The following is a 12,825-nucleotide window of genomic DNA, read 5'->3' as shown; positions in this document are numbered from 1 at the left end:
GCCACCCCACCCCCCACGAGCCACCATGCCCGAGCTCACGCCCAGCCAGTGGAGCCTGCTCCCCGACGACCCGGAGGTCGCCCCGACGCCGGACCCGCTCGCGCAGGCGCTGTCGGCGGCGCTGCGCAGCCGTGACGGGCACTTCTACGAGCTCACCGGCCAGGTCAACCGGCCCGGCGAGCCGCAGGGCGGGCTGACCGAGCGCTGGCAGCGGTTCTTCGCGGCGGGCGGCGCCTCCGGCTGGCAGGACCTCAGCGCCAAGGCCTTGCGCGTGCAGCGCCGCGTGCTGGAAGACGGCGCCAGCTACAACGTGCACAGCGACGCGCCGCCGCTGCCGGGCCAGGACGCCAAGGAAGGCGCGCCGCTGGCCCGCCACTGGCCGCTGGAGCTGCTGCCCATGCTCATCGAGCCGGACGAGTGGCGCCACATCGAGGCCGGCATCGCGCAGCGCGCGCGGCTGCTGGACGCCGTCATGGCCGACACCTACGGCGAACGCCGGTTGCTCAACGAGGGCCTACTACCTGCCTCGCTGGTGCTGGCGCATCCGCAATACCTGCGGGCCATGCACGGCGCGCAGCCGCCGGGCGGCGTGCACCTGCATGTGCTGGCCTTCGACCTGACCCGCTGCGCCGATGGCCTGTGGTGGGTCGTGGGTCAGCGCACGCAGGCGCCGTCGGGCCTGGGCTATGTGCTGGAGAACCGACTCATCATTGCGCAGCAGTTCCCGGAGGCCTTCCGCCAGATGGCCGTGCAGCGGCTGGCCGCCAGCTACCGGGACCTGATGCAGTCGCTGATGCGGCTGTCGCCCGCCGGCGAGCGCAGCCGGATCGCGTTGCTGACGCCGGGGCCGCGCAACGAGACCTATTTCGAGCAGGCCTTCCTGGCGCGCTACCTCGGCATCGCGCTGGTGGAAGGCGCCGACCTGACCGTGCGTGCCGATAAGGTGTACCTGAAGACGCTCGCGGGGCTGGAGCGCGTGCACGTGCTGCTGCGCCGCGTGGACGACACCTGGCTGGATCCGCTTGAGCTGCATCCCGACTCCATCCTCGGCGTGCCGGGGCTGCTGCAGGCTGCGCGCGCCGGTGAGGTCGTCATCGCGAACGCGCCGGGTGCCGGCTGGCTGGAAAGCCCCGGACTTGCCGCGTTCTGGCCCGGCGTGGCCGAGAGCCTGCTGGGCGAGCCGCTGCAGCTGCCAGCGATCCAGAGTTGGTGGTGCGGCGAGGAGACCGCCTGGCGCGCGCTACGCCCCCAGCTGGCGGACTACGTCGTCGTGCCGACCTTTGCGGCCAGCAGCACGACGCGCAGCTTTGACCCCATCATCGCGGCCGAACTGAGCGGTGACGAGCTGCTCGACCTGAGCGACCGCATCGACGCCGACCCCACCGCTTACACACTGCAGGCGCGCGTGAAGCCCGCCAAGCAGCCGGTGTGGACGCGCGGCGCGCTGGAGCCGCGCGTGGCCGTGTTGCGTGTCTACGCAATGACCGACGGTCACGGCGGCTGGTCGGTGCTGCCGGGCGGCCTGACGCGGGTCGCGCCGCGCCGCGATCCGCAGGCCGATGCCTGGTTGTCCATCCAACGCGGCAGCCTCAGCGCCGACACCTGGGTCATGACGGACGGCGAGGTGGACCCCACCACGCTGCTGTCCCAGCCGCTGCAGGCCGCCGACTTGCGCGATGTGCACTGGACCGTGACCAGCCGCGCGGCCGAGAACCTGTTTTGGCTGGGCCGCTACACCGAGCGCGCAGAGAACAGCGCGCGGCTTGCGCGACACGTTATCGAGGCCAGCGTCATGGTGCAGCGCGGCGCGATGGCGCCTCCCATGCTGCCGCTGCTGGACGTGCTGGCCCGCCGCCACGGCCTCGTCGGCCCCGAGGCGCCGCATGCGCAGGACGACCCGCGCGGCTTCGAGCGTGCGCTGCTGGCCGAGCTGCTGCCGGGCTCCGGCGTGACGAGCGTGGGCTGGAACCTGCGGGCGCTGCTGTCCTGCGCGCAGGCGCTGCGCGAGCGGCTGTCGTCCGAGTCCTGGCGGCTGATCCACGAGACCTCGGCGCAGTTCGAGCAGCACCTGCGCGCCGTGCTGGACCGCCCGGGCACCGGCACACCCGTCACCGACGTACTCAACGTGCTGGCCCGCGCCGACACGCACCTGGCCGCCATCACGGGCGCGCAGACCGACCGCATGACGCGCGACGACGGCTGGCGGCTGCTGTCCATCGGCCGGCAGATCGAGCGGCTGTCATTCCACGCCGACGTGCTGGCCGAGACCTTCGAGCAGGGGCTGGCGGTCAGCGAGGACGGCTTCGCGCTGCTGCTGGGGGTGTTCGACTCGACGATCACCTACCGCGCCAAGTTCCAGGCGCGCCGCGAGGCGCCGCCGTTGCTACACCTGCTGGTGCACGACACCGAGAACCCCCGGTCGCTCGCCTGGGTGGCGCGCACGCTGCGGGACCGCTTCGCCAAGCTGGCCCGGCACGATCCGGGCTGGGCCACCGACATCGCAGCCGACCTGCCGGTTCCCGAGGCATGGCCGCTGGCCGAACTGGCCGCGCCGGGCCCGACGCTGGTGTCGCAGTTGCGCCGTGCGGTGGCACAGGCGGGCGAACTCTCGAGCCTCATCAGCCAGCGTTATTTCGCGCATGTCATCGGCGCCGAACAGCGGGTGTGGCAATGACGGTGCGACTGTCGGTCCACCACGTCACCGAGTACACCTATGAGGACTCGGTCGAGTGGGCGCACCATGCCGCCTGCCTGGCGCCGCGCGACACGCCGTGGCAGAAGGTACACGGCTGGCAGCTCAACATCGACCCGCTGCCCGACGGCTGGGGCGTCGAGGGCCTGGAGCTGGATGCCGCCGAGCTGGCCCGTCACCTGCGGCGCGACCCCTGGGGCAACCGGCACCTGAGCTTTGGCCACGCGCGCGTGCACGAGAAGCTGGTGGTGGACAGCCGTTTTGTCGTCGAGCTGAAAGATCGCCCGGTGCCCGACCCGCAGCGCAGCCCGGCCTGGGAGGCGGTGGCCGCCAGCTTGCGCTACCGCGCCGGCCGGGCGCTGCAGGAGGCCGACGAATTCGCGCTGGCCTCCACCTACACCGCGCCCGCTGCCACACTGGCCGCGTACGCCCGCCGAGCCTTCCCGCCCAACCGCGCGCTGGCCGCTGGGGGGCTGGCACTGATGCGCCAGATCCACGTCGACCTGCGCTACCTGCCGCAGAGCACGACGGTCGCCACACGCGCGGCCGACGCGCTGGCCCAGCGCAGCGGCGTCTGCCAGGACTTCGCCCACGTCTTCATCGCCGCGTGCCGCACGCTGGGCCTGGCGGCGCGTTATGTGTCGGGCTACCTGCTGACGCACCCGCCCGAGGGCCAGCCCAAGCTGGTCGGTGCCGACGCCTCGCACGCCTGGGTGGAGCTGTGGTGCCCCGAGCAGGGCTGGCTCGCGCTGGACCCGACCAACAACGTGCCGGCCGGACTGGACCACGTGACGCTGGCCTGGGGCCGCGACTACGCCGACGTGGCCCCGCTGCGCGGCGTGCTGCGCGGCGGCGGCGTCGCGACGTTGCGGGTGGGCGTGACGGTCGAGCCGCTTTGAGCTGAGCCGGCCGCGTCAGCGCGCCTCCTCGCTGCGGGACTCGCGATGAGCCTCGGCCCTGTCCTTGTCTCTTTCCTTGCCCTTTTCCTCGTGCGGGCGATGCGCGTCGCGGCCGTGCTCGTCATGCGGCGCCGGCGCGTGGCCGCCAGGCGCCAAACCTGCCGGCGCATGGGGTGACGGCTTGTCGGCGGGGCGGGGCGGATGCGACGCCGGCCGCTCGTGCGCAGCGTCATGGTGCGGCAGTGTGTCGGGCCGGGCCTCGGCGGCCACGGGCCTGGGCGGCATCGGTGTGTGAACCTCGTGTGGCGCCGTCACGGGTGGCGCGGGCGGCATTGCCACCGTCGCGGTCGGCGGCTGGACCGGGGCCGTGGCCGGACGCGGTGCCGGCATTGCAGCATGCGACGGCGCGTGCTCGGCCGCGGCAGGCATCGCCTCCGGCGCGGCGGTCGGCACCGGTCGCGTCGCGTGGATCGGGCGCTCCGCGGCCTGGGGCTGCGCATGGGGGGGCGGCGCGAAGGCGCGCACCACGGGTGGCAGGGCTGCCGCAAGATGGGCCTGGGCCGGCATGTGGCCCTGGAAGGCCTGGCCGTTGGCGGTGGCCGTCGGCGGTGCAATGACGGTGACCTGCGTCACGTTCGTGACGTTACTGATGTTGGTGACGCGGTTGTCGACGTGTACGTTGTTGACCGTGGTGTTTGTCACCCGCATGCCGACGTTGACGACGGGCGGCGCGCTGACCACCACCGCGGGCGCCGTGCCTACCGGTGCGGGCACCACCAGCCCGGGCCGCGAGCCGGGCGGCGGCGGCACGAAGACGCCGGCGGGGCCCATCGGGCGGGCGCCGCCGTCGATGGATACCTGCAGCGACAGGTGCAGCATCGGCGGCGGCGGCACGAACGTGACGCCCGGTGCGGCCCAGTGGCCCGCTACGAAGATGACGGCGCCGTCGCGGTGCTCGTAGTAGGGCTGGGTCCAGCCGTAGCCCGGCTGGGGCGGTAGCCGCCAATGGCCCGAGCACCAGACCCAGCGGCTGCTCTGCCAGCCCCAGTAGCCACCGATCCAGACCGCTTCGGGCGCGGGCGGCGGCGGTGGCGCTTCGACGAGCATCGGCGGCGGTGCCACGTCCACCAGCACCGGCTCGGGCTGGACGAGTGGTGGATTGATCTCGACGCTGACGACCGAGGGGGGCACAACGGCGGCGACGCGTACCTGGGCGTGGACGTCGGCGACCCGCGGCGCGGCGCAGCCGGCAAGCATCACGAAGCTGGCAGCGGCCAGCGCAAGGGGGGCGAGGAGACGGGGCATCGGTGCTCCCGGAGTAGCGATGCTGCTCTATCGCGCCGCGACGGTTCTCCGTTGACGGCCGACGGCGTCCCGGCGGCTTGCCGTCAGCTGCAGGCAAACGAGTAACGGGGTGCGTCGCCCACGCACCGCCGTGGCGCGCTCGCGCCGGGGCGGTTAGCGCCGGACCTTGCCGTCGGCCGTCAGCATGGATAGCTCGACGAAGCTGGAGCCCGCATGGCGAGTCGGGTTGAAGTGCAGCCGGTAGCCCCGGGCGTCGTAACCCGACAGCGTCTCCATTGCTGCGATGAAGCCGTCACGCGTCGGTCGGCCGTTCACGCGGCGAAGTGCATCGACGACCACGCGCGCAGCGAGATAACCCTCGATGCTCGTGTAGTTGGGCTCAGCGGACGGGTCCACGCGGGCCAGCGCCTGCTGGTATTCGTTGACCAGCCCGGCGGCGGTGCCGAAGGGGGAGGGCATGACTTGCGAGACGACGACGCCGGCGGCGTCCTTGCCCAGCTCGGTGGCCAGTGCTTGTGTGCCGACGAAGGACACGTTGTAGAACTGGCCGCCGTAGCCGGCCTTGCGCGCTTCGCGGATGAAGGCGGCGCAGGCCTTGTAGGCGCCGATCTGCACGATGGCCTCGGGCTTGGCCGCAACCAACGCCTTCACTGCGGCGTCCACGTCCACGCTGTTGCGCTCCACCGTTGCCACGGCCAGCGGCTTCAGGCTGCGCTTGTCCAGGGCACGTTGCACGCCCTTCAGGCCGGCCTGGCCATAGGCATCGTTCTGGTGGAAGACGGCGATGTTCTTCACGTCCAGCTGCGTCAACTGCTTGATGATGAGTTCGGTCTCGTCGAAGTAGGAGGCGCGGATGTGGAAGACCAGCCGGTTGAACGGGTCGCGCAGCGACTCGGCGCCGGTAAACGGCGCGATGAACGGCGTCTTGGCGGCCAGCGCCAGCGGTAGCGCCGCGACCGACGTGGGCGTGCCCACGTAGCCGAACAGCGCGAACACGTCATCCTGCAGCAGCTTCTCGGTGTTGGCCTTGCAGCGGGCCGGCTCGTAGCCGTCGTCCAGCGTCTTCAGCACGATGCGTTGGCCACCGACGCCGCCGGTGGCGTTGACGGCCTCGAAGCAGGCCCTGGCGCCGAGCTGCATCTGCAGACCCAGTTGCGCCGCCGGCCCCGTGAGCGGGGCCGACTGCCCCAGCACGATGCCGCGCTCCTGGGCTTGGCTGGGGGCGACAGCCGGCAGGGCCAGGCTGGCGAGGGCGTATTGGTGAAAGCGGCGGCGGGACTGCATACCCGAATCATCCGTCGGGCAGGCTTTTCGCGGTGTGAACAAATCAGGCGTTCAGGAAACTTCCGTGTTGTTCCCGCCGTGGCTTTGTTAGCAAATTTATCGTCCTTGCCTCGTCGAGCGCGTGATCACGGCCTGTCAGGGCGTGAGGTTCCCGACCTCGCCGTCGTCGAAGCGCTTGCCCAGCGCGGCGCCGACGATCATCTTCAGGCCGGCCACGGCGTCTCCATGCTTGTTGTCCCAGTAGCGACCATGCGTCGGTTGCACGCAGAGGACACTGATGCATGGATCGTCCTTGCCCTGCTCGAACCACACGCGGTCCATGGGCTTCCATAGCGTGTCGATCAGTGCGTGGTCGTGCAGCACGCTGGCCTGCCCGGCGAGGTGCATGAAGCCCGAGTGCTCGGTGGCCTGGAAGTACAGCTCGACTTTCGGATTGGCTTCGATCTCGGCGTTTTTGTGGCTGTGCCTGTCGCTGAGGAACCAGAGCGTGCCGTCCTCGTCGCATTGGCGAACGGACATGGGGCGGACGCCGCCGTCCGTCACGAAGAAGCAGGTCTCGGCCTTGTCGATGACGTCGCGGATCTTGGCGATGGCCTCCGCCGCCGCGAGGTCGTGGCGGGCGTCGGACTGCATTGGGTCGGCATGGCCGGGGTTGTGGGCCGTCGGGGCGGCGGGATGGCGGTCGGTGTCCATGAGCGTTCCTTGGCGGTTGGCGAGTGACCTCAAGATAGGTCACTCGCCGGAATGCACCTGTCGGCCGTTGCGCCTTGACAGCGTCGGACGCGGCTACAGCTCCGCCACGCTCTTCACGCGCACCGGCCGCGGCAAGGGGGTCTCGGCGACCGGTGCCGCGCGTCCATGGAAGCGGTCGAGCAAGGCCTGCCATTGCGCCTTGATCGCGCGGACATTGGCGAGCTTGACAGGCCCGTAGCCGCGGATCTTCTCCGGCAGGCGGGCCAGTTCGATGGCGGTCTGCAGGTTGTCGGCGGTCAGTGCCGGCATCAGCTCCTCGATCAACCGTTCGTAGTCGGTGATCAGCTGGCGCTCCATACGGCGCTCCTCGGTCCGGCCGAACACGTCCAGCGCCGTGCCTCGCCAGCGCCGGAGCGCCGCCAGGCCTTTGAAGGCGGTGAACACCCAGCCGCCGAACGCGATCTTGCGCGGGCGTCCATCACCGCCAGGCCGGGCGAGCAGTGGTGGCGCGAGATGGACGCTCAGGCGCTCCCAGTTCTCGAATTGCGCCTTCATGGCCGCCTCGAAGCGGCCGTCGGTGTAGAGCCGCGCGACCTCGTACTCGTCCTTGATCGCCAGCAGCCTGGCGTAGTGGCGCGCGACGGCTTGCGACAGGCGCTGGCCCCGCTGAAGCGGCGCCTCTGCGGCACGCACGCGTTCGACGAGCGCACGGTAGCGGGCGGCGTAGGCAGCGTCCTGGTAGTCGGTCAGGAAGCGCACACGCCGCTCGATCAGGCCGTCCGGGCCGTCGAGGCGGTCGAAGTTCAGGACCTTGACGATGCTCGTGTCGCCGGCCAGCCGCAGCAGCGCTTCCGGTGCGGCGATGGCGAGACGGCCCAGCGCGAAGGCCGTCCTGTTGGCTTCCACGGCCACGCCATTGAGCTCGATGGCACGCATCAGCGCAGCCTCGCCGACGGGCACCAGGCCGCGCTGCCAGCAGGCGCCCAGCATGACGATGTTGCTGGGCAGCGTGTCGCCCATCAGGCGCTGGGCGATGTCCTGCGCATCGAGGGTCTGCAGCCGGTCGCCTTCGCCGACAGCGAAGCGCATCTTGGCGAGCAGGGCGTCGGCCTGCAGCGAGGCGTCGGGATTGCGCACGAAGCCGGCGGTAGGCAGCTCGTGCGTGTTGGCGAGGATGACGGTGCGGCCGGGTTTCACGGTGCCGAGCGCGTCTGGCGACGCGCCAACGACCATGTCACAGGCCAGCAGCACGTCGGCCTGCTGGGTGTCGATGCGAACCTGGTTCAGCAGGTCGGGCGTCGGCGCGATGCGCACGAAGCTCAGCACGGCGCCACCCTTCTGCGCGAAGCCCATGAAGTCCAGCACCGAGGCCTGCTTGCCTTCGAGGTGTGCCGCCATCGACACCAGGGCGCCGACGGTCACGACGCCGGTGCCGCCGACGCCAGTGACGAGAAGGTCGAACGGCGCCGTCCAGCGCCACGGCGCGGGCGGCTGCAGCGCGGCCAGTTCGCGCGCGAGGTCCTGCGGCGTGTAGGCTGCGCCAGCCTTCTTCTTCAGCACGGCGCCATGCACGGACACGAAGCTGGGACAGAAGCCGTTGACGCAGGAGAAGTCCTTGTTGCAGCTGCTCTGCTCGATGGCGCGCTTGCGGCCCCAGTCGGTCTCGACGGGCACGACGGACAGGCAGTTGCTGGCCACGCCGCAGTCGCCGCAGCCTTCGCAGACGGCCTCGTTGATGAAGAGGCGCTTGGGCGGATCAGGAAACTCCTGCTTCTTGCGGCGGCGCCGCTTCTCGGCCGCGCAGGTCTGGTCGTAGATCAGCACCGTCACGCCTGCGATGTCGCGCAGCTCGCGCTGCACGGCGTCCAACTCGCTGCGGTCGTGAAAGGTGGTGCCCGGCGGGAACAGGCCCTCGTGGCCGGAGTACTTCGCCGGCTCGTCGGACACGATGACAAGGCGCTTGACGCCCTCGGCCTCCACCTGGCGCGCGATCTGCGGCACGCTGGTGCTGCCGTCCACCGGCTGGCCGCCGGTCATCGCGACGGCGTCGTTGTAGAGGATCTTGTAGGTGATGTTGGCCCGGGCCGCGATGGCCTGGCGGATGGCCAGGTAGCCCGAGTGGTAGTAGGTGCCGTCGCCGAGGTTCTGGAAGACGTGCTTCTCCGTCGTGAAGCGCGAGTGTGCCGCCCAGTCCACGCCCTCGGCGCCCATCTGGATGAGGCCGGACGTGCCACGGTCCATCCAGCTCGCCATGAAGTGGCAGCCGATGCCGGCCAGTGCACGCGAGCCCTCGGGCAGCTTCGTCGACGTGTTGTGCGGGCAGCCCGAGCAGAAGTAGGGCTGGCGGCGCACGGCATCGGCGGCGTTGGACAGCAGCGGCGGCGTGAGGAAGTCGACGACAAGGTGGCGGCGGTCCAGCGCGGGGTTGAGCCGCGCGAGCCAGTCGGCCACCGTGCCCATGATGCGGCTTGGCCTCAGCTCGCCCAGCGCGCTGAGCACCGGGCGGCCTTGCTCGTCCGTCTTGCCGACGACGCGGGGACGTTGGAAGTCGGGCAGGTGGTACAGCAGCTCCTTGATCTGCCGCTCGACAACGGGCGCCTTCTCCTCGATGACGAGTACATCGGTCAGGTTGCTGCAGAACTCGACGATGCGTGTCGGCTCCAGCGGGTAGACCAGGCCCACCTTATAGACGCGTACGCCGGCCGCGGCGAGCGCGTTGGGGTCCAGGTCCAGCCGGCGCAGCACCTCCATGAAGTCGTAGTGGGCCTTGCCGACGGTGACGATGCCCAGCGTGGCCGCCGGGCTCGTGACGATGTGCTTGTCGATGCTGTTGACGCGGGCGAAGGCCTTCACCGCGTCGAGCTTGTGCGACAGGCGCGACTCCAGTTCCAGCGACGGCAGGTCCACCGCGCGGATGTGCAGATTCGTCGGAGGCGTGAAGTCGATTGAATGCTCGAAGTCCAGCGGCACGGCATCCAGATCCACCGTCATGCCGCTTTCGACGACCTCGGAGATCGCCTTGAAGCCGACCCAAGCTCCCGAAAAGCGGCTCAGCGCCCAGCCGTAGAGCCCGAACTCCAGGTACTCGGCCACGTTGGCCGGGTGCACGACGGGCATGCTCCAGGCCTGCAGTGCGAGGTCGCTCTGGTGCGGCGTGCTGGATGACACGCAGCCGTGGTCGTCGCCGCAGACGACCAGCACGCCGCCCTGCGGGCTCGTGCCGTAGACGTTGCCGTGCTTCAGCGCGTCGCCCGAGCGGTCCACGCCCGGGCCCTTGCCGTACCACATCGCGAACACGCCATCGGCGGTGCGCTGCGGGTCCAGCGCCACGCGCTGCACGCCCAGGCAGGCCGTGGCGGCCAGGTCCTCGTTGATCGCGGGCAGGAACTCGATGTGGGCTGCATCGAGCAGCGGCTTGGCCTTCCACAGCTGCTGGTCCACCATGCCCAGTGGCGAGCCGCGATAGCCAGAGACGAAGCCGGCGGTGTTCAGGCCGGCGGACTCGTCAAGACGCTTCTGCGCGAGAAGCAGCCTCACCAGCGCCTGCGTGCCGGTCAGGAAGACGGCGCCGCTGTCGGCCTTGAGGTTGTCGCTGAGCTGGTAGGGGCGCAGGGTGTCGGGCATAGCAGGCTCCGGGGTGGGCGCAAATTCTTCCCTCGCGCTTCCGCAGTAACTTGCCTAAATTCACGTCATGGACGATAGCGATGAGAACATTCCTCTCAAAGGAGCCGCCAAATGGAAATGAATGAACTCGACCGCGCTAGCCTGCTGATCCTGGAAGTGCTGCAGGCGGACGCACGGTTGTCGACGCAGGCGCTGGCTGACAAGGTCGGCCTGTCGGCCACGCCGGTGTGGCGGCGCTTGAAGGACATGGAGGACCGCGGCGTCATCCGCGGCCAGGTGGCGCTGGTGGACCGCGAGAAGCTCGGCCTGTCCATCCTCGTGCTGGCCCATGTGAGCCTTGTGCGCCACAGCGAGGGCGCCGTGGAGCAGTTCGAACAGCTCGTCGTCACGCGGCGCGAGATCATCGAATGCCATGCCATTACCGGCGAGGCCGACTACGTCATCAAGGTCGTCGCGGCCGACATGAAGGTCTACGACCAGTTCCTTCAGCAACACATCTTCAAGCTGCCGGGCGTCAGCAGCGTGCGCAGCAACGTCGTACTGCGCGAGGTGAAGTACGAGACAGCGCTGCCCGTACCGCAAAGAACGGCGGGATGACTCCGCGAAAGCGTGAACAAGTTGGAGGTCCTTCCCTGCGGGCCGGGCAGTCTTGACTGCGACCTAATGCCTCAGTTGCATAGAGTCTGCACCGGTTGCGGTGCCATGGTGCGCCGCGCAGATGGCAGTTTCGGGAAGAGAGAATTTATGTCGTGGTTGAGTGGAGTCCGCGTGAGCACCAAGCTGATCGGCGGCTTCGTAGGTGTGGTGCTGATGGGCACCTTGGTGGCAGCGGTCGGCATCTTCGGCATGCACCGCATCAACGAATACAACGACGCGCTGTACCAGCGCGAACTGCTTGGGATCTCCTATGTGAAGGAGGCCAACATCAACCTCATCTACGCCGGCCGTGCCCGCGCGAACTTCATGCTGGCGACGTCCGAGGATGCGCGCACCAAGGCGCGCGGGGATTTCGACAAGGCGGTTGCGGACCTCAGGCGCTGGCTGGAGAAGTCGCGTCCGCTGTTCGTCACGGACAAGGGCAAGGCGCTTTACGCAGACACCATCGCCGTCGTCGAACCCTGGCTCGCCGCGGTGACCAAGGTCTTGAACGTGGCCTCGACGCGGCCCTACCTGTCGAACGACGCGGAGCTGCAGGCGCTGGTCAAGGCTTCCAGCCAGTTGAACCGTCAGCTCGACGAGCAGTTGACCGCGCTCACCAAAGAGAAGGAGTCGCTGGGCCTGGCCACTGCGCAGGAGGGATTGCAGCTGTACGAGCGTCTGAGTTGGCTGATGATCGGCCTGACCGTGTTCAGTGGGCTGTTCGGTCTGGTGGTCGGCGTCATGTTGACGCGCGGTTTGAACCGTCAGCTCGGCGGTGAGCCCGGCGACGTGGCAGCACTGGCCGGCGCCATCGCGCAGGGAGACCTGACCACATCTATTGATGTGAGCGAGGCCAAGCCCGGCAGCGTGGTGGCCGCGATGGACGGCATGCAGAGGGCGCTGCGTGACGTGGTCGCCAGCGTGCGAGCCGGCAGCGAGAGCATCGCGACCGCCAGCGCGCAGATTGCCCAGGGCAACTCAGACCTGAGCCAGCGCACGGAGGAACAGGCCAGCGCGCTGGAAGAGACCTCGGCCACGATGCAGCAGCTCAATGCGACGGTCCGTGCAACCGCCGAGAGCGCGCATCAGGCCGATTCACTGGCCCGGGCCTCCAGCGCCAAGGCCACGGAAGGCGGGGGCGTGGTGGACGATGTGGTCCAGACGATGCGGGGCATCCAGCAGAGCAGCGGCAAGATCGCCGAGATCATCAACGTCATCGACGGCATCGCCTTCCAGACCAACATCCTGGCATTGAACGCCGCTGTGGAGGCGGCCCGGGCCGGGGAACAGGGCCGCGGCTTTGCGGTCGTGGCCGGCGAGGTGCGCACGCTGGCCCAGCGTTCGGCGACGGCAGCGCGCGAGATCAAGTCTCTGATCACGGCGAGCGTGGAGCAAATCGAACAAGGCACAACCCAAGTCGACACGGCCGGCGCGGCGATGCAGGACATCGTCGGGTCCATCCAGCGCGTGGCGGACATCGTCGGCGAGATCAGCTCAGCGAGCCGTGAGCAGAGCACCGGCGTGAGCCAGGTGGAGGGAGCCGTCGCCCAGATGGACCAGGTCACGCAGCAGAATGCGGCGCTGGTCGAACAGAGCGCCGCGGCGGCGGAGAGCCTGCGTCAGCAGGCCCAGCAGCTCCTTCAGGCGGTGGCCGTGTTCAAGCTGCAGCGCGCGGCGCCGTGACCGGCC

Annotated in this window: 8 protein-coding genes; 4 read left to right on the top strand and 4 right to left on the bottom strand. The window is 69.6% G+C overall.

What is annotated here, in order from left to right; all coding sequences use genetic code 11:
• Positions 1–25: 25 nt before the first annotated feature.
• Positions 26–2,674: a circularly permuted type 2 ATP-grasp protein gene (locus tag LXT13_RS18430; protein WP_233373415.1), complete on the top strand. Its 2,649-nt coding sequence runs from the start codon at positions 26–28 to the stop codon at positions 2,672–2,674.
• Entirely contained in the window at positions 2,671–3,591 is a 921-nt protein-coding gene (locus tag LXT13_RS18425) for a transglutaminase family protein (RefSeq protein ID WP_233373414.1), read from the top strand. The genes LXT13_RS18430 and LXT13_RS18425 overlap by 4 nt, the downstream gene beginning before the upstream one ends.
• Before the next feature lie 15 nt (positions 3,592–3,606).
• Here LXT13_RS18425 and LXT13_RS18420 read toward each other — a convergent pair whose 3' ends face one another.
• The 4 genes from LXT13_RS18420 to LXT13_RS18405 form a co-directional block, all read right to left on the bottom strand.
• On the bottom strand, positions 3,607–4,896 hold the full coding sequence (locus LXT13_RS18420; RefSeq protein WP_233373413.1) for a YXWGXW repeat-containing protein: 1,290 nt from the start codon (positions 4,894–4,896) through the stop codon (positions 3,607–3,609).
• Positions 4,897–5,049: 153 nt separating this feature from the next.
• On the bottom strand, positions 5,050–6,180 hold the full coding sequence (locus LXT13_RS18415) for an ABC transporter substrate-binding protein (RefSeq protein WP_233373412.1): 1,131 nt from the start codon (positions 6,178–6,180) through the stop codon (positions 5,050–5,052).
• A gap of 135 nt (positions 6,181–6,315) precedes the next feature.
• Complete coding sequence (locus LXT13_RS18410) at positions 6,316–6,873, bottom strand: pyridoxamine 5'-phosphate oxidase family protein (RefSeq protein ID WP_233373411.1); 558 nt, start codon at positions 6,871–6,873, stop codon at positions 6,316–6,318.
• 93 nt (positions 6,874–6,966) lie between these two features.
• On the bottom strand, positions 6,967–10,497 hold the full coding sequence (locus LXT13_RS18405) for an indolepyruvate ferredoxin oxidoreductase family protein (protein ID WP_233373410.1): 3,531 nt from the start codon (positions 10,495–10,497) through the stop codon (positions 6,967–6,969).
• A 111-nt stretch (positions 10,498–10,608) separates the two neighbouring features.
• On the opposite strand from LXT13_RS18405, the gene LXT13_RS18400 reads away from it, so the two are divergent.
• Together LXT13_RS18400 and LXT13_RS18395 are read left to right on the top strand one after the other, a co-directional pair.
• Entirely contained in the window at positions 10,609–11,094 is a 486-nt protein-coding gene (locus LXT13_RS18400) for an Lrp/AsnC family transcriptional regulator (protein ID WP_233373409.1), read from the top strand.
• Between the two features lie 171 nt (positions 11,095–11,265).
• Positions 11,266–12,819: a methyl-accepting chemotaxis protein gene (locus tag LXT13_RS18395; protein WP_233373408.1), complete on the top strand. Its 1,554-nt coding sequence runs from the start codon at positions 11,266–11,268 to the stop codon at positions 12,817–12,819.
• Positions 12,820–12,825: the final 6 nt, after the last annotated feature.

It is taken from the genome of Pelomonas cellulosilytica, from assembly GCF_021353265.1.
GTDB lineage: Bacteria > Pseudomonadota > Gammaproteobacteria > Burkholderiales > Burkholderiaceae_C > Pelomonas > Pelomonas cellulosilytica.
The sequence above is the reverse complement of the archived record's forward strand: the minus strand, read 5'-3'. Positions and strand labels throughout refer to the sequence as shown.

What these genes read in the sequence shown, in the direction of transcription:
- LXT13_RS18400 (WP_233373409.1), top strand. Translation starts at nt 10,609, where the DNA reads ATGGAAATGAATGAACTCGACCGCGCTAGCCTGCTGATCCTGGAAGTG.
- LXT13_RS18420 (WP_233373413.1), bottom strand. Translation starts at nt 4,896, where the DNA reads ATGCCCCGTCTCCTCGCCCCCCTTGCGCTGGCCGCTGCCAGCTTCGTG.
- LXT13_RS18425 (WP_233373414.1), top strand. Translation starts at nt 2,671, where the DNA reads ATGACGGTGCGACTGTCGGTCCACCACGTCACCGAGTACACCTATGAG.
- LXT13_RS18415 (WP_233373412.1), bottom strand. Translation starts at nt 6,180, where the DNA reads ATGCAGTCCCGCCGCCGCTTTCACCAATACGCCCTCGCCAGCCTGGCC.
- LXT13_RS18430 (WP_233373415.1), top strand. Translation starts at nt 26, where the DNA reads ATGCCCGAGCTCACGCCCAGCCAGTGGAGCCTGCTCCCCGACGACCCG.
- LXT13_RS18410 (WP_233373411.1), bottom strand. Translation starts at nt 6,873, where the DNA reads ATGGACACCGACCGCCATCCCGCCGCCCCGACGGCCCACAACCCCGGC.
- LXT13_RS18405 (WP_233373410.1), bottom strand. Translation starts at nt 10,497, where the DNA reads ATGCCCGACACCCTGCGCCCCTACCAGCTCAGCGACAACCTCAAGGCC.